The organism is Pleomorphochaeta sp. DL1XJH-081, from assembly GCF_049310885.1.
In the GTDB taxonomy this organism is placed as follows: domain Bacteria; phylum Spirochaetota; class Spirochaetia; order Sphaerochaetales; family Sphaerochaetaceae; genus CAYZJV01.
In genome coordinates, this window is record NZ_JBMDYO010000004.1 from 93,262 (window position 1) to 114,551 (window position 21,290).

Genomic DNA, 21,290 nt, shown 5'->3' on the forward strand with positions numbered 1-21,290 from the left:
TCACGGTGGTCACGACAGTGCTTCCTGCTGTGACTCCGGTGAGGATAGGCCTACTAGGGGTAGACCTCACCGGAACATCGTCCAGCCATCTGCAGCAGATATTTTCGTTCGTTTCTTCTCAGGATAGTGGGCAGTTCACGTATGCATCCTATGAGGCATTGGTAGAGAACCGATTGGCCAAAACCCGAGCATTGGACGAACTTGTCCGTAACCATCGTCTGATTGAAGAATCGGATGGCGATAGTCTCGTGGTAGCTGAAAGAGATGATTCCAATGAAGAAGAACTTCTTTCTCAACAAGAATCGAATAATCTAGTCGAATGGATAATTATCGATGAATCGGACCCTCTGCGTACAGCTTTGGCTAGGAAAGACGGTATAGTTGCCGACTATATGATGAAAGCTTATAAAATCGATCTTCTATTGGTCTGTGTGGTTGAACACTTCGAGCCACTTTTGAGACTGAGGATTGAGGAATTTCGCTCTGACGGGATTACCCGTTTAGTCTATGAAGATCTCGTCATCCCGTCGGAATTGGCGACTTTGAAAGAACCATCTATGCTTGCGATTATGTCTGCTTATAGGGGATCCCCTATTGGTATGGTGCATCTCAACAGTACCCCTCCAGGGTTATCTGTCTCCGTGGATGACGGGGAGAATCAGCGTGTGCGAGATTCACTTATGGTACTCTCAGAAGGTGAGCATGTACTTGTTTTTTCAGCTCCCGGATATGAAGAGAAAACACAATCGGTGTCAGTAGAGTCTGGATCTGTCGAAAAGCTTAAAGTGGAATTGGAGAAGGTCGAAGGCCCTCCTGTTCTAATTACCAGCGATAGTGGATATACCGATATCACCATACCCCATGTCATAGACAAGCAAGTGCCGTTCATATGGGAATCTCAGCACAATCCTTTCGTGCTGTATGCGATAGAGGATGGAAAAAGGTTGGCGACGTATCAGTTCACAGAACCGATAGATGAGGTGAATATTTCTTTACAACCCCAATGGCTCGATCCAGTCTATGGAACAGCTCGAGCACAGGAAGACCTGTACGCGTCGCTAGGGCGCACATTGATACTCGGTGGACTGACAATTATTCTGGATAGCGTTTCCCGTTCGGTTGCCTCATATACCAATGACCTGAGAATGTGGCAACCGGCAATACTTGGTGCGGCTGGAGCAATGGCTGTATCCCTTTTCGATACAGGTGCAGGATTATTTGCATATTACCAAAAAACGAAGTATAGTTCTCGATACTAGATTCATGAGGTGCAGCAACGATGAAAAAGACTTTTGGCGCACGATTGAAAGCGCTTTTCGGCATACAGACCTTGGACGAAAACTTCTTTGAAGAGCTGGAAGACATGCTCATAGAAGGAGATTTGGGTGCCAAGACAGCAATGGAAGTATCTGATGCGGTACGTAAATTGGCCAAATCGGAAAAGAAGACTTCAGTAGAAGAGATGCAACAGCTTGTCAAACGATTGTTGCAGCAGAAGGTGAGAGCTTGGGTACCGTCGCTGGTACCGGGAAAGACAAATATCTTTCTCATCCTTGGAGTGAATGGTGTTGGAAAAACCACAACGATAGCAAAATTGGCGACCTATTATCAAAATCGGGGTAATTCGGTAATCATGGCTGCTGCGGATACATTCAGGGCTGCGGCAATAGACCAATTGGAATTGCATGCGCAGCGGACTGGGTGTAGAATTATTAAACATGCACATGGTTCGGATCCCGGGGCAGTCCTTTTCGATGCTGTTCAAAGTGCACATGCGAAAGGTGACCAATTGGTATTGGCCGATACCGCAGGAAGAATGCATAACAAGGAGAACCTATTGCGGGAATTGCAAAAGATCGACAAGGTCATCAAATCACGAATAGAAGATGAATCTTGTTACAAACGATTTCTCGTAATTGATGCGACTACGGGACAAAACGGCTTGAGCCAAGCCCAGTTGTTCCATCAAGCGATTGGTTTGGATGCAATTATCCTCACCAAATATGACAGTGCAGCAAAGGGAGGATCATTGATCCAGATAGGAGAAAAACTCGAGCTTCCCATCGCATTTGTCGGTCTTGGTGAACGCTATGGAGATTTGCGTGAGTTCGATACCGATGAATTTTTGGATTCATTGGTTGGAATCGGCACATGACCATGAATAGAGTTCCCCGTATTGTAGCAATAGGATTGCTTCTCTCTATCCTACCGCTTTACGGGGCTCTCTATCGTTCCAATAGTCTAGGCCAGCAGCTACAACTGCTTGATTCAGGCTCCGACACCTCCTCAATTACCTATACCTTGCACGTATCCTATGATCCTGACGGCAATGAGGAACGCCTGCTCTCAGAAGATGGTTCAATAATCAAAAGGACGAATATTGTCTCTGATGCCGAGGAAGCAGGTGCAAAAATTGTGACTGAAATAAAGTACTCGCCAAGTGGTGAGATCCTTGAGAATATCAAGACGATCTTTGAGCAAGGTCTTCCCCAAAGGATCGAGAGGCAAGTAACCGGAATTGAAAATAAGTACATTACCCTCCATGGTTATGAAGAGGGGCATCTTGTAGAGACCAAAGAATTAGTGGATGGAGAATTGCACAGGCTGACTACATACTATCGTGGAACCGATGGCATGTTGGCAGGTTTGCGAGTTGTTGCTCTTGATGAAGGGCAGGATACCTACTTTTCCCGGGAAGGCGATTCCACTGTATTTGCAGAGACTGATCAGGGAACCTTTTCAAAAGTTACTTTCCATCCTGGTAATCTTGTAGTCAAGGATGTATGGTCGGGAGAGGAACCTATCGTAATTACCGATGTCTCATACGATAACGTGGGACGTCTTGTAGTACAAGAGGTGAACGAAGGACAGACAATACGGAAGACGTATGGGCCTGATGGTATGTTGGTTCATGAAGAATCCTCATCTGCAGATGGTTCTACGAGAACCGTTTCCTATATCTATGATGCGAACGGCGTACTTGACCAATCCGTCGAAATTATCGAGGGCGACCAACTCAGAAGAATCGAAGCCTGGTATCGTAACGGAGTGGTACAAACCAAGACTGAATGGATTGATGGGCAACCTGTTACGGCAACAAGGTTTGTTGAAGACGGAACCTCGGTTGTTACTTTGTTCGAAGATGGACGACCCTATGTCGATATCACCTATGCTCCAGACGGGAAGCGGGTATTGAGCCTCGAGTATCGCAAGGAGCGTTGATGTTTAGTTGGAAACTCGCTTGGCGCTATGCGTTCTCCCGTAGTAATAGACACCGCAGCGCTATGGTCGTAATCATGGTTGGTATTGCTGTTGGCATGATGGCGATTATAATCATGCTCTCACTGATGAATAGCCTCCAGAGCGAATTACTCGATCAGGTGAAATCCGTAGAATCCTTTCATATTCAGGTAACATTTCCCCCAGATCAGGTTCCCCAGTCATCTTCTGACGAGATTGCTATGGAGCTTGGACAGATAGCCCATGTGTCCCACGTATTCCCATTTGTGAATACGCAAGTCTTGATCCAGAATCATTTGGCTGATCAATCGACCACAGCTAGATTGCGTATTATCGATTCAAGAATTTGGGAAGAGGGCAATCCTTTCTCCGATCGTGCTTCCTTTCTCAGCGGTACCAAAGCTGAAGGTTCTCAGATTGTTGTCGGTTCTTCGCTTGCGATCTCATTGGGTATGCGTCAAGGGGGTACTGTCGATATGACCGTTTTGGCATCCGGAAAGGCTGTTGTCCTAGCTCCGATGACGATACCAGTAACGCATGTGGGAACATTTCGGACCGGGCTGGCCGAATTCGATTCCTCTACCGTGATGATCGATTTTTCTGCGTTATCCAGTAGTATCAGCCCGAAGAGGGTTCTCTACGGATTATATCTTGATTCCAGGTATATTGATCGATCTGGTTCAATAATCTCAGCAATCCAAGAGCGATACCCCCAAGCCGATGTAAAATCATGGCAAGAGGTGAACAGCGCTTTTTATTCAGCCCTTACGCTTGAGAAAGTTCTGATGTATCTCTTTCTTTTTTTCATGTTCATCATACTCGGTGTGAATATGAAGAATGCGAGTTCTCGGCTCCTTCATGTAAAGCAGCGGGAGCTAGCAATCCTCCGGGCTGTTGGAGCTGAAAAAAAATTGGCTACGCAGGTTTTTCTTGGGCAGACTTTCATGGTCACTGTGTTGGGAGAGACGCTTGGAATTCTAGGAGGAGTGTTGGTGGGAACCCACATCAGTTCGGTATTTTCTTGGATGAATAGCCTTCAGTTTCTTTTTACGAAACGCGACAATCTGTTGTTGTCCTACCCATTCACCACACAGGTGAGAGCGTTGGAAATCGCTGTAATCGCGGTTTCTGTATTGATTTTGTCCTTAGTGTTCACCTATGCAGGTTGTAGGAGAATGCTTTCACGAGAACCTATGGAGATGTTGTACCATGACTGAAAAACCATTGTTGGAATTCACAGGGGTTTCAAAAACCTATATCTCGGGAGAGAGCCAGTTATCGATACTGCAACAGATAGATTTTTCCCTCCCTTCAGGTGTATCGGTTGCTATTACAGGAAAGAGCGGATCAGGAAAGAGCACCTTTCTCAACATTGCAGGAGGTTTGGATAAACCTACTTCCGGAGATGTTAATTTTCTCGGGAAAGCCTTGAGGCATATGCATGACAAGGAATTGAGTGAATTCAGAAATCGTCATATCGGATTTATCTTCCAATCCCATATCCTTCTGGATGACTTCAGTGCATTAGAGAACGTGTGTATTCCCTCGCTCATCAGGGGTGAACCGAAAAAAAATGTTTCTCGTAGGGCGGCGCAGTTGCTTGAGCGGGTAGGACTTTCGGATAGAATGGACCATCGACCGAATAAGTTGTCTGGTGGTGAACGGCAGCGGGTAGCCTTTTGTAGAGCGCTGGTAAATTCTCCTGAACTTTTAATAGCGGATGAACCTACCGGTTCGTTGGATGAGCAATCATCCCGTGGTATTGAGGAATTACTTTTTGATTTGGTGAGAGAACAGGGCAAAACATTGCTTCTTGTTACCCACGATATGCAGTTAGCGAGAAAATGTGCAGTTGTTTATCTCCTCCATAATAGGGAGCTGCAGGAATTGACATGAAAGCAAGATTCAGCGGATGGTTATTAAAAAATCTCCTCTCTTTGGGTAAAGATTCTACGTATGCCCGAATTCGACTCATCCGCTCAGCGCTTCTGATTGCTATTGTTATGATTCCATTAGTTTTAGCTCTCATCTTCATGGATGGTATGATGAAAGGAATAACTGAAAAATATATCCTTTTACAAGATGGGCATATGCAGATCTATCATCGTGACGTTCTTTTCACCGATCCTTCAGCTTTCAAACAAATCGATCAGCGGATCATTAGTGGTGACTATGTAGTATCCGGTTATGGTATCATCTATTCTCGTGACGCGACTGCAGAGGTTAGAATCAAAGGAGTCGATCCATCATATTTCAATGATAAAAGGAATTCACAACTCACTTTCGAATCAGATCCTTTCCCACAGGAGCAAGGAAGTATTGCTTCTGTCATTTTAGGAGCTGCTATAGCCGATAGTTTGGGAGTTGGGGTAGGTGATCGAGTCGCATTCATGGTGGTTCCCGATTCCTCTTCCATGGTAGTAAGGCCAGTATTAGCTACCGTATCTTCGATCTATACGAGTGGCTACCATGAATTGGATTCCTCATTGGTTTTCATGAACAGGGTATCGGCATTACGATATTTCCCTAAAGAAAAGAATTCTTATACAGAGATCCTCGTAGATGCATCAGCTTCAGACTTCCTTGGCGATATTCATAGCAAGGTCGATGAACATTTCAATACAAACGATACGTTCGCGACTTGGGATGAGTTCAATGCTACGGTTTACCAAAACTTCATCACCAGTAGGCAAGTCATACTGTTAGTTTTCATCATGATACTCTTAGTTGCAGGTGTCTATGTTGCATCCATCGCACAAGAACTGGTCCAGGATTCTGCCCAGGCAATCGCTCTCTATAAGGTATTGGGTGCTGGGAATCGACAATTGAGATGGGCATATTTCTTGACTGTTATGACGGTCACAGCAGTGGGTATGGTTATAGGTGTATCGGGAGGTTTGGTAGTCGGATCCCAACTCGGGTTTATTCTTGATTGGTTGGGGAGATCCGGGATCGATGGATTGCAATATTACCTCCTTGATTTTCCGGTTGTCATATCCTGGTCCGATATCTTGTTCATCTGTCTAACGATGTTCTGTATCTCGAGTACCACAGTTTTCCTCTCTCTGCGGAGAATTAGGAAAATTTCACCTTTGGAGCTGTTGCAACAAGATTGATTCGACGGTAGGCTATCGGCATGAATTTTGAAGTGTTTGTTCTTGGAACCAGTGGTATGATGCCTCTTCCCGGTCGTTTCCTCACCTCGGCAATGGTACGTCGAGAGGGAGAGTTGTTCCTTTTCGACTGCGGTGAGGGCACCCAGATATCACTCAAGATGTTGAATATCAAATGGAAGAAGATCTCCGCTATCTTCATCTCTCACATGCATGCTGACCATGTTACCGGCCTACCTGGCATGTTGATGTTGAGTTCTCAAGTTGACCGTAACGATCCTTTGATTATTTATGGTCCTTCTCGTCTACACGATTATATCAACCAGACTCGAAAACTTCTCGATATGTATATCAATTACGAAATCATTGTGAAAAGTGTCGAGCCTGGGATTATCCACGAAACGGAAGAATTTATGGTTGAGGCTTTTAAGCTTGACCACACGAAGCCCTGTTATGGCTATACCATGCGGGAAAAGGAACGTCCAGGAATGTTCCATCCCGATAAAGCAATCGAATTGGGTGTTCCCCGTGGTCCATTATGGTCACAATTGCAGAAGGGCCAATCTGTCACATTGGACGATGGTAGAGTTATAGAACCTGCAGAAATCATGGGACAGCCGAGAGGGGGTAGAGCTTTTTCTTATGTTACCGATACGCTCTATTCCAAGAAGATCGCGAATCATGTTAAACACGCGGATTTGTTGTTGTGTGAGGGCATGTTTGAAGAGGCTTTAGCCGACAGCGCCCGTGAAAAGAAGCATATGACAGCAAAACAGGCAGCCATGATCGCACATGATGCCGATGTCGCTTCCATGGGATTGTTCCACTATAGTCCGCGTTACACCAACTACGATCTCAAGATGCTCAGGCAAGAGGCTAGAGAAATTTTCCCTCCAACGTTCCTAGCAAAGGATCGGATGGTATTTGATATTCCATTGAAGGATTGAATGGATACGATTATGCTTCAGTGGAGTCAGGATCTGCTTCCAAGTCAATATCGTATCCGATCAGGCTATACCCGACTCTCTCAGAGGCGATATCTGCAGCAACCGAGGCTTCCTGGATGAGTTCTTCTGGGCCGATTCGACGGCTTTTACTGCTACTATAACCGATTTTAATCGCAGTTTCCGGATGTTGTTTTCTAAAACTTTCTAAAAGAGAAGCGAAATACCTTCTACACTGTTCGAAATCATGGAATGGCATAATAGCCGAGACGCGATGTTCTTCTATCAAATAGAAGAAGGAGACGATTCCCAATCTATTGAAAAGGTTTTGGACGATAGTAGCATCGACAGAATGAGGGTCAGTAGTGGTTTCAGGAAGATCTATAATCGCAAGGGAAAGATCATATCCCATGGAATCGGCTGCATCCAGTTCACTTTCCAGACGAGTTTCAAAGGTATCTTCTATAGTTTCAAGATCCTCCATTGCTAATGCACCATCCTCAATTGTCTCATCTATTGGGGCTAGCAACTCAGCGATCTGGCTATCTTTCTGTATGGGATATGGGTACTCACTAAACAAAACTGGACGACCTAACGTATGACGTTGCAGGTCTTCGGTTGGTATAATCTCCTGCTTGGGCATGACGACTGGCTCAGGAACCTCAATCTTCTCTTCTATATAAGCAGCAGGAGGTGCTCCTTCAAAAGGCGTAACTACCGGTTGCAGATCTTCAAGCCGGTTGGCGGTAAGCCTATCGGACTCCGCTGGAGGTTCTTTCAATTTCGCCGATACTGGCAGCTGTTGTTTGCCTACGATCTCGTTTTCATCCTCTTCCGGAAGATTGTACAATGGCATCGTGTACATATCTTTCTGGATTTCATCGGCAATATCCGTATTTCTCGGGATCGCAGGAGGTCGAATCGCCAATGCGATGAGCACGAGGATTAGACCAATGATGATTGGTAGGAGTCTTAAGAGCACTGTGTAAAGGAGTTCAACGGAAAAAGGAAGTACAGGCAACCCATAGATGATGAAAAGAAAGGATAGGCCACCCAACACAAGCGAAGTTGCAATCGCAGAGATGGCGATAATTCCCGCAGGGCTCTTTTCTCGATGTTTGTGCATGGGCCTTTGAGCTCTCCAATCGGCAACACCGGTATTGCTTTACAATACCACATGCTGTCTGTATGATATGTAATGCATTATAGCGTTTCGGATGGTATATGACAAGGAATTATATTTTTTTGTTTCTTTTTATCCTCTTGATATCCTCTTCTTTGCTTATAGGAATTGCGGGTCCCCAAGGTATGGTGGTAAACCGTTCCATCGAAAAACATCTAGAGATACGCCAGCATGAGTTGGATGTACAGCGTATCAAATTGGAAAATCTCAACCATCGGATGGATGAAATCTGGACTACCGGTTCCTTGTTGGATAACGCTCGGGCGATCGGTTATGTGCAACCTGGACAGACGGTCTATTTTTTCTTCGATGAAGACGGCAACCCACTACCAGATCATCAGGAAGATTCATTTACCGTTGAGCTGGGTGCTGTAGCCGAGAAAACTGGACAGGATCCTACAAAAGGACTCTCATATTTCCTCATATTTTTAATATCCATCATCTTTTCCCTTGTCCTGGTCATACTTATGCACCGATTCTTCGACGGTAGAAGAGAGACGGTAGTCTTGAAATTCAATGATGAATCGTTCCGGAGCCAGAGTAATCCTGAAAGATAGTTCTTCATCAGTCGTATCCAATTCTTTCCTACCCGTGAATGGGAAGTGTAAAATTATTTAAAAGGTCAATTTTTGATATGTAATTCCTCTTTTTGACATTGCAGTCTGTAATTGTCGGACTTACGATGTACTTGATAGTTACGAAACCGTTTTCTTTAAAGCGGAATCGTGCTTTGAAGGTCGATCGTATGACGACCAAAAATTCTTAAAGGAGTGTGCTATGAGAAAGTTTGCTTTACTTTGCATGATCTTGTTGCTCGCAGGATCAATGGTTTTCGCTCAAGGTGCCCAAGAAGGTGGAAAGGATTTCATCGGTCTTGCGATGCCTGAGACCCACGTTGAAAGGTGGCAGATGGATGGAGCTGCTTTGAAGGCAGCTGCCGAAGAGTTGGGATATACTGCTGAAGTCGCATATGGAGATGCAGATCAGACTAAACAGAACGCCCAGATCTCCGACTTTATCACCAAAGGTGCCGATCTATTAATAATCGGTTCTGTAAATGAGGGCGTTGTGACCGCTGTAGCCGATGCCAGGACCGATGGAGTTGAAGTCATTGCTTATGACCGACTTATCACTGGTTCAGACCAATACGACTACTATATTACCTTTGATAATTTCAAGGTTGGACAATTCCAGGGCGCTGCTATTGTTAAAGCCCTTGATCTTGCAAATGCTACAAAGGCTGATCCGAAGTACATCACTTTGTTTGCTGGATCTCCTACCGACAACAATGCATTCTTCTTCTTTGATGGAGCATTGAGTGAATTGAGACCTTTTGTAGAGAAGGGAGTCCTAAAGATTGTTGGACCAGCTCCACTAGTCTCCTCCGATACTGCCAATTTTACCAGAATAGCGACCGAAAACTGGAGAGCTGATCTTGCCAAGCAGAGAATGGAAAACCTCCTCAACGGCGATGCAAAGAATTACAAGCTCGATGCAGTACTCGCACCCAATGATACGCTTGCCCGTGCAATCATCGAAGCCTTGTTGACAGATGCCAAGTACATGAACGACCTTCCAGTCGTTACCGGTCAGGACGGAGAGTTGGCTTCAATTCAGTTCATTAAAGATGGAAAACAAGCCATGACCGTTTTCAAGGACACCAGAGATTTGGCAAAAGCAGCCATCAAGTTGGCTGATGCCATCCTCAAAGGTGAAGAACCCCAGATCAGTGGTGCCAGACTCGATACCGAAACCTATGACACTGGAAAGAAGGTCGTCAAGTCCTATCTGCTCGAGCCTGTCAATGTAACGAAAGACAATTATGTTGAAATCATGATTGACAGCGGTTACTATAAGGCCGACCAGATTCGTTAAGTTTTGTTCTTTTTACTTGTAACGCAATACCTTCCGACAGCATATTTTGCTGCCGGAAGGTTGTATGATTACTGGACTGGTCTGAGGGAAACGACCATATAGGTGGGTTGGCATGAGTGATGAATACATTCTCGAAGTACAGAATCTGACAAAGGACTTCCCCGGGGTGAGAGCTTTGGACAATGTTCAGTTCAAAGTCCGCAGGGGGGAAATTCATTGTCTGGTTGGAGAAAATGGAGCTGGCAAGTCGACATTGATGAATGTGGTCAGTGGGGTCTATCCAAAGGGAACATATGAAGGGAAAGTAGTTTTTAAGGGTAAGGAGACCCACTACCGTAGTACCAAGGATAGTGAATTGGATGGGTTGGCGATCATCCACCAGGAATTGACATTGAGTCCCTATCTTTCGATCTATGAAAATCTGTTTATTGGCCATATGAGGACGAAATTCGGAATAATCGATTGGGATGCATGTCTGAAAGATTCATATCCATTACTGAAACGTGTGGGACTGAAGGAAAAGCCCCAGACCATCGTGAGTAGGATGAGTGTGGGAAAACAACAGTTAGTTGAAATAGCGCGAGCAATTTCCCAAGATGCTGAATTGTTGATTTTTGACGAGCCAACCTCATCTTTGAATGATGATGAAAGCCAAAAACTATTGGATTTGATGTGTGAATTCCGCAAAGAGGGAATCACTTGCATCATGATTTCCCATAAGTTGGATGAAGTCCTCGCTGTGGCCGATTCTATAACCATACTTCGTGATGGACAGTCGATTGTGTCCCATGATCTAAGGGAGAGAGAAGTCTCCGAACAGGAAATTATCAGGGATATGGTAGGACGTGAACTGAAGAATCTCTTCCCAAAGAAAGAGCCCGACATTGGCGATGTGGTCTTTGAGGTTAAGAATTGGAGTGTATACCATCCCGATTATCATACTATGAAAATTGTCGATGATGCCTCCTTCTTCGTGAGGAAGGGGGAAATCGTCAGCTTTTGTGGCCCTATGGGTGCAGGACGTACCGAGATGATGATGAGTATTTTCGGTAACTCCTACGGTTTTGGAGCAACGGGAGATATCTTGTTGAATGGTAATAAAGTTACCTTCAGAAATCCAAAGGATGCCATTGAACAAGGAGTCGGATACGTCAGTGAAGATCGTAAGACTCTCGGTCTAATTCTTATCCAGGATGTGGTGACCAATATTACAAACTCGAGTCTACCAAAATTGGCGAAAAGGGGTGTACTCGATCAGGATATGCAATTGAAGAAAGCTGAAGAGTATCGGGATGCCTTGCAGATCAAAACACCTTCCATGTTCCAGTTGGTGAGAAACCTCTCAGGAGGAAACCAACAAAAAGTTGTTCTCAGTCGCTGCCTACTTGCCGACCCGGATGTATTCATCGTTGATGAACCTACCCGAGGTATCGATGTAGGCGCTAAGTTTGAGATCTACAGTATCCTGAACGAAATGGTCAAACAGGGAAAAAGTGTGATTGTCGTATCGTCCGAGCTAGCTGAGGCAATCAGCATGTCCGATAGGATATACGTGATGAATGATGGACGGATCAAAGGAGTCTTGGATCGTGAGGAAGCTACCCAAGAACGCATTATGCACATGGCACTCATAGATTAGGAGGAACACATGACAAACGGAGCTAACATAGAACATATCTCTTTCTTTGAATTGGCCAAGCAGAACATGCGTAAGCTTTCCATGTTCATTATGCTTGGTCTTATCATGATAGTATTCGCTATCCTGACCGGGGGTGTTAACCTCACTCCACGAAATATCACGAATATTTTTATCCAGAACAGCTATATCCTTATATTGGCCGTAGGCATGGTCTTGGTAATTATTATTGGCAATATCGATCTCTCTGTGGGATCTTTGATTGCATTTCTTGGTGCTCTAAGTGCAATGATCTACAATACTGGAATCGGATTGATACCGACTTTGGTATTCTCTCTCATCCTTGGAGCGGTTATTGGCAGTTTCCAGGCGTTCTGGATTGCTTACATGAAGATACCTGCGTTCATCGTAACATTGGCAGGAATGTTATTGTTCCGAGGATTGACCTACATTATCACCAATGTTACTCCTATTTCGCTGATTGATGACAATTTTAAGAAAATAGCCTCTGGTTCTATGAGAATCGACGGTTTCAATATTGGTGGTCTCGATGGACTATCACTTCTTGTAATGGTTGTTATAATAGTCTTGCTCGTTTGGAATACGCTTCACCAAAGAAATAGGAAAATTAAAAAGGGGTTTACTGTTCTTGCTTTCCAGTATGATCTGTTCAAGATGATAGGTCTTTCTGCGCTTATTATCTTTGTATTCACCAGATTCGCTGCTTATCGCGGTATTCCGACAGTAGGTTTAGTCCTGTTTATTGTAACGGCGATATTCGTTTTCATTACCAACAATACGGTTATCGGTCGTTATATTTATGCGGTAGGTGGAAACGCAAAATCGGCCAAGCTCAGTGGAATAAATTCCGAACAGGTCGTTTTTGTAACCCATGTTATCATGGGTGTACTTAGTGGTCTCTCCGGTCTTGTTTTTACTGCATACATGAACTCAGCCCTCCCACAAGCGGGTGATGGCTTCGAGCTTGATGCGATCGCTTCTTGTTTTATCGGTGGTGCGGCGGCCTCTGGTGGTATCGGTACTATTATCGGTGCAATTACTGGTGGTCTGGTTATGGGAGCGATCAATAACGGCATGTCTTTGATGAACATTGGAGCAGACTGGCAATATGTTGTGAAAGCTTCAATTCTCTTACTGGCTGTATTCTACGATATCTGGTCAAGAAGAAAGACTGGCCTCGGTTAATTCAAACAGGTTTAATGAAGAGTAGGGCGGGTCTATAAAACCCGCCCTAGTTTTTGCTCTTGTTCTGATTTAGATGTTCTTTATCTTGCGTCCTTCCATATAAAATCTTTTCTCATGAGCTTCTCCCATGCTGAATGTCTTACGAGGTAGGGCTCCATCTGCGATTATTGTATCGAAGAAAGTGCTCTTTTCTATGGCTGGTAAAAAAAGTCCAATATTCCCTCTTTTTGTACCAATATTTTTTGTTACGTCGGCGCCATGGATATAATCGACCGATATAGAGTTCTGATCAGACAGAAGTGAATCGATTACAGCTTGCAATGTACCTGCAGCTATGCTGGATTGTGGTTCTTGCAGAGTTACAATTGAAAGTCCGTCCTCATCAGCATAACCAAATTTCTGAAGATCACCTTTGGTGTCGAGAATCGACTCGATCTCATTGAGATTTTCAACGTTTTCAAAGATAAACGAACTACAATGCTTTCCTAATTCCTGAAGGAAATCTTCCTTGCTAATAGAGAAAAGGACTCGATGGATAGGTTCGAAAACCAAGCCTGGGTCGAATATATTTTCCAATTCAACCAATGCAAAGCGTGCTGGATGGTTTGCAATCTCTTCTGTGGTTAGTGTTTTCTTGATATCCTCCCAACAGGCTTTTGCGGTAGCAAGTGAATGGTTTCCATCTCCCATTGCGAAGAGTAGTGGGTTCTGAGGATCAAGCCCTGCATGCAGCGATTCGAAAGCCAATGAAAGATCATCGAGTCGGTCTTCGGAAACCTGGTAGGCAGTTACATGACCACCTCCCTCCATAAGGTCTGTATCGTATACTTTTTGTAATGTCTTTCTTTGATCAATGAGAGGTTCGATAATAGATTTCTTTTGATCGCTGATAAGAACGAGTATGTGGGGAAACTCCAATGGTGCGTCCTTTCGGATCTGTTTTCTAGGGGGAATCCGACTTAGTATCGTTCCCTCGGTCGCACGCACATAAGTTTTGGAATCTTCTGCGTAATCATAGTGTTCAAGATCCAACGCAACTATCAGACCCCATCTGCCTGGACCTTCTCCTGTTGTTCGATGGACCAGGAAAAAACTCTCCTTATATGTATCGAAGAGGTCCTCTTTCAAATATTTGGCCATAGTGGCATTAATTCGATCAATTCTCTTTTGAGGATCCTTTTCCTCAAGATATGCCTCTGGATAGATGAGTCTCAGTGTGGATGGATTGTCCCCTACGTAGTTTTCCACCCGCTGCCAATACTCAGGTTCTGAAGTGTATTGATCACAAGCGACTACAGCCCATTTTTTCAAGTCGACATTTTTTTTGGGAATCAAGATATCGGGAGTTCCTACTCCCAATCTTCTCAGTCTACCAATAGCGTTGTTTTCCATAGAAAATTCCTTTGCAAATTGTGTTTTGTCTTAATATTGTAGGTGAATAATGGCAAATCCGCAATATTTAATTCCTATATCAGCGTTAAGCATTCTTATGTTATAATCGTCTTATGTTGCGATTACGAAGAACTTTGGCATTTGGTGCCAGGGTCCATAATTATATCCTTTTGCTCTATTTCTTCTCCTTTATTCTATTCGCAATGCAATTATGGTGGGAAACTACTAGGCAGTTCTCATCTGCTGTCATGTTCATCTCGACTTTATTGGCGATTGTTGGCATTGCTTACGCGGTGATACTGATATTGATTGCCATTTTTCTTTGGCTGGTGGATAAGGTCTTCCCCTTCTGGGATTTTTTTTCCTCCCTAGTCAGGGGGGCAATGTTCCTAACCGGTTGGACGATTATCTCACTGTTCTCGTCCCTTTCGCATGAAGGAGTTGTCATACATTTTTAACGAGGAGTTACATTACCATGAATGATCGTCTATTTGCGGTACGTGGTGCAACACAAGTGGCGTTCGATGACAAGCAAACGATAGAGGCAGCTGTCATAGAATTATTCAAAGCAATCATAGAGACGAATAAATTGTCTTACGATGCAGTGGTATCGGTCCAATTCACGATAACACCAGATCTACATACCTATAATCCCGCGACAGCTCTCCGTAACTATGAAGGAACTTCTGCCCTCCCTCTTTTTTGTATGCAGGAGCCGATTGTCGATAATATGCTCGACCGGGCTATTCGTGTTCTTATCCATTACTATGCTCCAGCCGACCATTTCCAAAAACACGTGTATCTTCATGGGGCAGCTTCTTTGAGGCCGGATTTAGTCGATTTCCCAAAGAAGTGAACGATACATTGTCGTGCCTAAGGCAACAGTCGTGATTGAGTGCAGGGACTGTAAGGTTGAAATACCTTTCAAACCTTTCATAAGTCTCAACTCTTTTGTTGACATAAAATGATGTAAGTGTATGATATAAAAGCACACATAAGGAGTTTTCTATGAAAATGAGACTGGTAACTTCTCTCGTTCTCTTGTTGGTTTCTCTATCTCTCTTGTCAGCTGTTTCACCGAAGATTGAACAAGCCGATGCACTCTACTGGAATGACCGATTAGAAGAGGCGCAAGAGCTCTTACTTGACAGTCTGAATGTGGCTTCGGACGCGACTGAAAAGGCGGAGATACTTTGGCGTTTATCCCGTGTGACACTTGCGATGGGAGATGAGCGAGAAGTTTTGGGCGCTAGTGACGATGAATTGTTCGCAACGTATGAAAAGGCAGAGAAGTTTGCTATGGATTCCTTGGCATTAGCCGAGTTGCCGGATGCGATTGTTTATAAAGCTTCGAGTATAGGCCGTTGGGGAGAAACTAAAGGTCCGCTGAATGCTCTATCAAAGGCAAAACCCATGCGTGACGATTTTACCCACCTTATTGACGAGATGGGAATCAAAGATAGAACAATAAGCTGGTATGTGTTAGGTCAACTCTATTTCCAGTTACCTGGATGGCCTATCTCTTTCGGAGACTTGGATACAGCTATCTCCTATACACGGAAAGCCATAGATACCATTCCACCCGAAAATTTGTATCCCGGTCACTTTAAAGCACTTGCAGAGATGTTATGGAAGCGAGATTTAAGTACTTCTAAACGAAATTCAGAGTTGAAGTCGATGGAGAAGGACTGGAAAAAGAATGCTGGTAAAAGTACTGTGGATCAACATGCTTACTACGAAGGGGCAAATGGACCGGGGGCTACTCCCTTTTATTCCCCTGTGGCGTTGAATAAGATGAGTGATCGACAGGAAGCTGTGATGTTGCTTCAATACGCCGTGGCAAAATACAATGTATGGCCGTTCCACTCGAGAGCGGACAAACGTAATTTGGAAGAAATTAATGCCTTCTTGAAAGAATGGGGATTTTGACTTGACACTTAGGTCCATTTTTCCGTATTCTAGCACGGAAACCGCCACCTTAGCTCAGCTGGCCAGAGCACGTGACTTGTAATCTCGGGGTCGTCAGTTCGAATCTGACAGGTGGCTAAAGGATATATATGGGGGATTCTCATAGTGTATCCGAGGTGTTTTACTGGCATCTTTTTTTATGTTTGACTTGACTATTTTACCTCTATTGGGTAAGGTGACCGAGTCAAAAGCAACGGGGAGGTTCCCGAGCGGTCAAAGGGGGCAGACTGTAAATCTGTTGGCTCAGCCTTCGAAGGTTCGAATCCTTCTCTCCCCAAAAAACAGGTCTACTCCTTAGGGACGGACCTGTTTTTTCTTTGTTGGGGGTATGATGGGTTATTTCTACGATGAGGGGCTCCAGTTCACTTGCCAACCTGGTTGCCGCTACTGTTGTGGTGTTGAACCAGGTTATGTTTTTCTTACAAAAGACGATTTGACCCGATTGACAGACCACTTTGGGCTTTCTTCCAGACAATTCCTACAACGCTATTGCCGAAAGGTACCTATGGGTAGTATCTCTTATATAAGTCTTTTGGAAAAAGATAACCATGATTGTGTATTTCTTGCCAGTCATGGATGTAGTGTATATGAGGTGCGTCCGGTACAATGTGCGACGTATCCATTCTGGAATACGATAATACAAGATCGTCAATCGTGGGAACGTGAGGCATCTTGGTGTCCAGGCATAGGTATCGGAGAGCTACATGGTAAGGCTGAGATCGATCGTATGGTGAGCATGCGTGAAGGTGTCGAACCTGCCGTTTGGGAAGATTTTGTAGACTAATTGGGAGTGTATGGCAAAGATATCGGAATCGGTAATAGAAGAGATCAAGAATCGCGTCTCGCTGGTGGAGACTGTTTCACGATACCTCTCCCTTCATCGTAAAGGTGACAGGTATTGGGGACTGTGTCCATTCCATGATGAGAAGACGCCATCTTTTTCAGTTCTTCCCGATAAAGGATTCTTCCACTGTTTTGGTTGTGGGAAAAGTGGATCTCTTTTCGATTTTGTCATGGAGATGGAACACCTGAACTTTCCCGAAGCTATCAGGATGCTAGCTGAATCGGCAGGTATCGCATTGGAGGAGGAGAGTCCTCAGGATCGACAGAAGAGATCGGAAATCGATACCCTACGAGATCTTTATGAGAAGATTGCAGTCAGTTTCCATTATATCCTGATGAATACAGATTCGGGTTTACGTGCACGTGAATATCTGACTAAGCGTGGTTTTAAGAGTGATTCCATTGAGAAGTTTAACTTGGGATATGCTCCGAATGATCCTGACTGGCTTTTCGGATTCCTCCGAAGCAAGGAGTATAGTGAACAAATCCTTTCAAAGTCGGGTCTGTTCGCGAGAAACAATAGGCAGTATCCCCTTTTTCGAGATCGATTGATGTTTCCGATACGGGATTGGCAGGGAAGGGTAGTGGCCTTCGGGGGAAGGGACCTTTCAGGATCATCACAAGCTAAGTATATCAATACTCCAGAAACGATACTATATAAAAAACGGGAAATCGTTTATGGGATGCATGAGAGTATGAAAGAATTGAAGAGTTCAGGTTCCTGCATCCTATGTGAGGGATACTTCGATGTCATGGCGATGCATCAAGCAGGTATGGGAACCGCGATGGCACCCCTAGGTACCGCATTCACCGTTGAACAAGGTAAATTGATACGACGGTTTGCAGAGAAAGCCTACACACTCTTCGATAGTGATCGAGCTGGACAGACTGCAACGAAGAAAGCTTTGGTCACGTGTGAACAACTCGGTTTTGAATCACGCGTGATTACTCTTGAAGCAGCAAAAGATCCCGCGGAATTATTGGAAAGCGAAGGGCCGCAAGCTTTGACAAAAGCATGCCAGAACAGTAAAAGCGGGTTCGATCATCTTGTACATTCGGCGATTACCATGTATGATGGAAAGAAGGCGACTGGTAAATTGCAAATTTTTACTGAGGTAAAACCATATTTGGATGCCATTGGATCGGAGATAGTAAGACAAACCTATCTACGCGATCTGGCTGGCTATTTGCAATTGGATGAAGAGACTCTCATGCGCGATTACGTGAATCGGAGCGCCAATACAACCATACGGAGACGGGAGGAGCAAGAACGAAGTGGAAATGGATTCGATCCTTCGCGAGGAGGATGGAAACGGTCCACGGATTTGTATGCCATGTTGACATTGATGAACAACCGTCCACTCTTTCCTGCCTATAGGAACCGGTTACGCATTAATGATCTTATTGATGAACAGGCTGTCGAGCTATATACCGTGCTGGAAGATGCTTCAAGAGAAGGATCTTCGACATCGGATGAGGTTATTCTCCAGATGATAGGGGATGCAAGTCTCAAGAGTATCGTAGCCACAAGCTTCCAGACTGAAGAGTTCACCAATCAAGCTGAGCAGATTCTAGATGAATCCGTTAGACGTATCTCACTTCGGTCTTTGGAAAAAGTAAGAAAAAATGTAGAGAATTTGATTCGACTGGCAGAGAAGGATGGCTCTGTTTCTGTGGAGCTGTCACATTTGCTTCTGGAAAAGAAATCTTTGGATGAAAAGATTGCGAAAATGAGGAAACCAGAACATGTCTAGATTGGAGAATCAAGAATTTTACCTGGCATTGGTCGCCAAAGGAAAACGTAATGGGCATCTCTCGATTGAAGAGGTCCGTAAAGGTATTCCCCAAGAATTGAACGACGATGAACATTATATGGAAGAACTTTTGACTTCACTGGAGAACCTTCATGGAATTCTGGTGAGCGAAGAGGATATGGAGAAGGATTTGTTGAAGAACATCGAAGAAGAGCAGGCGGTAAAACCGCAAGACGCGATTGATCACGAGGAAGATTTGGATACTGAAGATCCTTTGATTGATGACGAGCTTGACGAAGATGAGGATGAAATTGAAGAGGATCTCGAAGATTCCATCATGGATGGGGATCTTGCCGATATCTCTGGATTACCGGCATCCCGTCATTCAGTTGACGACATGGACGATGACAAACTGATCGAAGACCATGAAGAGGAACTGGAAGACGAAGAGTCCGATGACGAGGAATTGGAAGAGGACGACGAAGAAGCCGATATAGAAAAGGAATATGCCAAAGCTGATATGGGATCATTCGATGACATCGGGGGTTATGAAAACCGTCGAAAATCGATTATGGACATTGAAGACGACAGTGAGCGCGATTCCAACCGTGATAGTGGATCACGTAGATCGAATGTCCTTGGATCGGATAAAGGTGATTCTTCGGTTGATGATCCCATTCGGCTCTATCTTCGTGAAATAGGTAGGGAAAACCTGCTGAATGCAGAACAGGAAGTTGAACTCTCGAAGAGAATGGAAGAGGGTGCCGAGATAATCAAAGAGGTCATCCTTAAATCTGGTGTTCTCATCTCAAGTTTCAATGACATTCTTGAAGTGGTCAACACCCGATTTGATGAAGAAGAACTTGAGTTTTCTCCTAAGGAATTGAAGGAGAAGATGAATGACCAAAAACGCTACTCCCAGTTCTATCGCGATACTTTGAAAGATGTCCAAGCTCCATTGAAATCATATATTGAGCTTAAGAAAAAAACTGTTGCCACTGGTGGGGAAATCCTCAAAGATGAGAATTTCTGTAAAAAACGGGTAACTCTTATGAAAAAACTCTCTAAGGTTGAGCTTCAACCCGAAGAGATCAGTGGTTTTACCGAAAGATATCTCTCTGCCGAACGGAGTATTTACGATCTTCAGAGAAAGAAAGCACGTATAGAGAACCAGCTTTGTGTCGGTAGTGTCCGTGAATTGCGACTTATGGGTAGAAGCCTTGCTGTCCCATCTCAGAGGACAGCGGTCGAGAATCGTCTTAACATGACTGCTGACAAGATCAAGGAATTGATTCGAGATGTCCAACTTACAGAGAAAGAGCTGAAGAACATAGAATACGAATTTGAAGAATCCTGTGAAGATATCATAGCCAACGCAAAAGAGATAATGCGGGGGCGTGAAATGATGAAGAGTGCAAAGGATCGATTGATACAGGCTAACTTGCGTCTTGTAGTGAGTATTGCCAAGAAATATACCAATAGAGGCCTTCACTTCTTCGATCTTGTGCAGGAAGGAAATATCGGTTTGATCAAGGCTGTAGAGAAGTTCGAGTATCGTAAGGGATATAAGTTTTCTACGTATGCGACTTGGTGGATACGTCAGGCGATTACCAGATCTATATCAGACCAGGCAAGAACGATTCGTGTTCCGGTACATATGATTGAACAGATCAATAAGGTTGTAAGGGAATCTCGTATGCTCATGCAAACCTATGGTCGAGAACCTACCGATGAAGAGGTCGCTGAAAAATTGGGCTGGACAGCACAGAAGGTGAAAGCTGTAAAGAATGTTGCACGAGAACCGATAAGCCTTGAGACACCCGTTGGAGAAGAGGAAGATTCCTTGCTAAGCGATTTTATCGAGGACAAGGATGTTGAAAATCCTGCAACACAAACAGCTTTTACTCTATTGCAAGAACAATTGCAGGAAGTTCTTGAGACTCTTCCACCCAGAGAACAAGAAGTTCTTAAGATGCGTTTTGGACTTGAGGACGGCTACTCATTGACATTGGAAGAGGTAGGATTGTATTTTGAAGTGACGCGTGAACGAATCAGGCAAATTGAGGCCAAAGCATTGCGTCGGCTCCGACATCCAAAACGGAGCAGAAGATTGAAGGATTTTATTTAGGACCAATA

General features: G+C 44.3%; 19 protein-coding genes and 2 tRNA genes. 19 read left to right on the plus strand and 2 right to left on the minus strand.

Annotation, left to right across the window (positions count from 1 at the left end; translation table 11 throughout):
• Nucleotides 1-5: 5 nt before the first annotated feature.
• From ACODJP_RS08705 to ACODJP_RS08735, 7 genes are read left to right on the plus strand one after another with little or no spacing between them, the layout of a single operon-like run.
• Nucleotides 6-1,259 (plus strand): PEGA domain-containing protein, encoded by a 1,254-nt coding sequence (locus tag ACODJP_RS08705; RefSeq protein WP_422480575.1) that lies wholly within the window; start codon nt 6-8, stop codon nt 1,257-1,259.
• A gap of 20 nt (nt 1,260-1,279) precedes the next feature.
• The gene (gene ftsY, locus ACODJP_RS08710) at nt 1,280-2,155 is read left to right on the plus strand and encodes a signal recognition particle-docking protein FtsY (RefSeq protein ID WP_422480577.1); all 876 of its coding nucleotides are present in this window, start codon (nt 1,280-1,282) and stop codon (nt 2,153-2,155) included.
• Nucleotides 2,152-3,222, plus strand: a complete 1,071-nt coding sequence (locus ACODJP_RS08715) for a hypothetical protein (RefSeq protein WP_422480579.1) — start codon at nt 2,152-2,154, stop codon at nt 3,220-3,222. The genes ftsY and ACODJP_RS08715 overlap by 4 nt, the downstream gene beginning before the upstream one ends.
• A complete protein-coding gene (locus tag ACODJP_RS08720; protein ID WP_422480581.1) occupies nt 3,222-4,457 on the plus strand; it encodes an ABC transporter permease in 1,236 nt (411 codons plus the stop codon). Before ACODJP_RS08715 ends, ACODJP_RS08720 begins: the two co-directional genes overlap by 1 nt.
• Entirely contained in the window at nt 4,450-5,136 is a 687-nt protein-coding gene (locus tag ACODJP_RS08725) for an ABC transporter ATP-binding protein (RefSeq protein ID WP_422480583.1), read from the plus strand. Before ACODJP_RS08720 ends, ACODJP_RS08725 begins: the two co-directional genes overlap by 8 nt.
• The gene (locus ACODJP_RS08730) at nt 5,133-6,356 is read left to right on the plus strand and encodes an ABC transporter permease (protein WP_422480585.1); all 1,224 of its coding nucleotides are present in this window, start codon (nt 5,133-5,135) and stop codon (nt 6,354-6,356) included. Before ACODJP_RS08725 ends, ACODJP_RS08730 begins: the two co-directional genes overlap by 4 nt.
• Before the next feature lie 20 nt (nt 6,357-6,376).
• Complete coding sequence (locus tag ACODJP_RS08735; RefSeq protein ID WP_422480587.1) at nt 6,377-7,300, plus strand: ribonuclease Z; 924 nt, start codon at nt 6,377-6,379, stop codon at nt 7,298-7,300.
• A 10-nt stretch (nt 7,301-7,310) separates the two neighbouring features.
• Here the strand turns inward: ACODJP_RS08735 and ACODJP_RS08740 are convergent, their stop codons facing one another.
• A complete protein-coding gene (locus tag ACODJP_RS08740; protein ID WP_422480589.1) occupies nt 7,311-8,423 on the minus strand; it encodes a hypothetical protein in 1,113 nt (370 codons plus the stop codon).
• Between the two features lie 98 nt (nt 8,424-8,521).
• Here ACODJP_RS08740 and ACODJP_RS08745 point away from each other — a divergent pair, with 98 nt between their 5' ends.
• From ACODJP_RS08745 to mmsB, 4 genes are all read left to right on the plus strand, one after another.
• Nucleotides 8,522-9,037 (plus strand): hypothetical protein, encoded by a 516-nt coding sequence (locus ACODJP_RS08745; protein WP_422480591.1) that lies wholly within the window; start codon nt 8,522-8,524, stop codon nt 9,035-9,037.
• 220 nt (nt 9,038-9,257) lie between these two features.
• Nucleotides 9,258-10,355, plus strand: a complete 1,098-nt coding sequence (locus tag ACODJP_RS08750; RefSeq protein WP_422480593.1) for a sugar ABC transporter substrate-binding protein — start codon at nt 9,258-9,260, stop codon at nt 10,353-10,355.
• A 112-nt stretch (nt 10,356-10,467) separates the two neighbouring features.
• Nucleotides 10,468-11,994 carry an ATP-binding cassette domain-containing protein gene (locus ACODJP_RS08755; RefSeq protein WP_422480595.1) on the plus strand — a complete coding sequence of 509 codons (1,527 nt, stop codon included), beginning with the start codon at nt 10,468-10,470 and terminating at the stop codon, nt 11,992-11,994.
• Nucleotides 11,995-12,003: 9 nt separating this feature from the next.
• Entirely contained in the window at nt 12,004-13,197 is a 1,194-nt protein-coding gene (gene mmsB, locus ACODJP_RS08760) for a multiple monosaccharide ABC transporter permease (protein WP_422480597.1), read from the plus strand.
• Nucleotides 13,198-13,266: 69 nt separating this feature from the next.
• Here the strand turns inward: mmsB and ACODJP_RS08765 are convergent, their stop codons facing one another.
• Entirely contained in the window at nt 13,267-14,589 is a 1,323-nt protein-coding gene (locus ACODJP_RS08765; protein WP_422480599.1) for a DUF1015 domain-containing protein, read from the minus strand.
• A gap of 113 nt (nt 14,590-14,702) precedes the next feature.
• Here ACODJP_RS08765 and ACODJP_RS08770 point away from each other — a divergent pair, with 113 nt between their 5' ends.
• The 8 genes from ACODJP_RS08770 to rpoD all read left to right on the plus strand — a co-directional run bounded on the left by ACODJP_RS08770 (nt 14,703) and on the right by rpoD (nt 21,282).
• Nucleotides 14,703-15,047, plus strand: a complete 345-nt coding sequence (locus ACODJP_RS08770; protein WP_422480601.1) for a hypothetical protein — start codon at nt 14,703-14,705, stop codon at nt 15,045-15,047.
• 17 nt (nt 15,048-15,064) lie between these two features.
• Complete coding sequence (gene aroH, locus ACODJP_RS08775) at nt 15,065-15,445, plus strand: chorismate mutase (protein ID WP_422480603.1); 381 nt, start codon at nt 15,065-15,067, stop codon at nt 15,443-15,445.
• A gap of 152 nt (nt 15,446-15,597) precedes the next feature.
• Nucleotides 15,598-16,518 carry a hypothetical protein gene (locus ACODJP_RS08780; protein WP_422480605.1) on the plus strand — a complete coding sequence of 307 codons (921 nt, stop codon included), beginning with the start codon at nt 15,598-15,600 and terminating at the stop codon, nt 16,516-16,518.
• Nucleotides 16,519-16,561: 43 nt separating this feature from the next.
• Nucleotides 16,562-16,635 (plus strand) — tRNA-Thr (locus tag ACODJP_RS08785).
• A 117-nt stretch (nt 16,636-16,752) separates the two neighbouring features.
• Nucleotides 16,753-16,834 (plus strand) — tRNA-Tyr (locus tag ACODJP_RS08790).
• Between the two features lie 54 nt (nt 16,835-16,888).
• Nucleotides 16,889-17,341, plus strand: a complete 453-nt coding sequence (locus tag ACODJP_RS08795) for a YkgJ family cysteine cluster protein (protein WP_422480607.1) — start codon at nt 16,889-16,891, stop codon at nt 17,339-17,341.
• A gap of 10 nt (nt 17,342-17,351) precedes the next feature.
• Nucleotides 17,352-19,154 carry a DNA primase gene (gene dnaG, locus ACODJP_RS08800; protein WP_422480609.1) on the plus strand — a complete coding sequence of 601 codons (1,803 nt, stop codon included), beginning with the start codon at nt 17,352-17,354 and terminating at the stop codon, nt 19,152-19,154.
• Nucleotides 19,147-21,282, plus strand: a complete 2,136-nt coding sequence (gene rpoD, locus ACODJP_RS08805) for an RNA polymerase sigma factor RpoD (RefSeq protein ID WP_422480611.1) — start codon at nt 19,147-19,149, stop codon at nt 21,280-21,282. Before dnaG ends, rpoD begins: the two co-directional genes overlap by 8 nt.
• Nucleotides 21,283-21,290 lie beyond the last annotated feature (8 nt).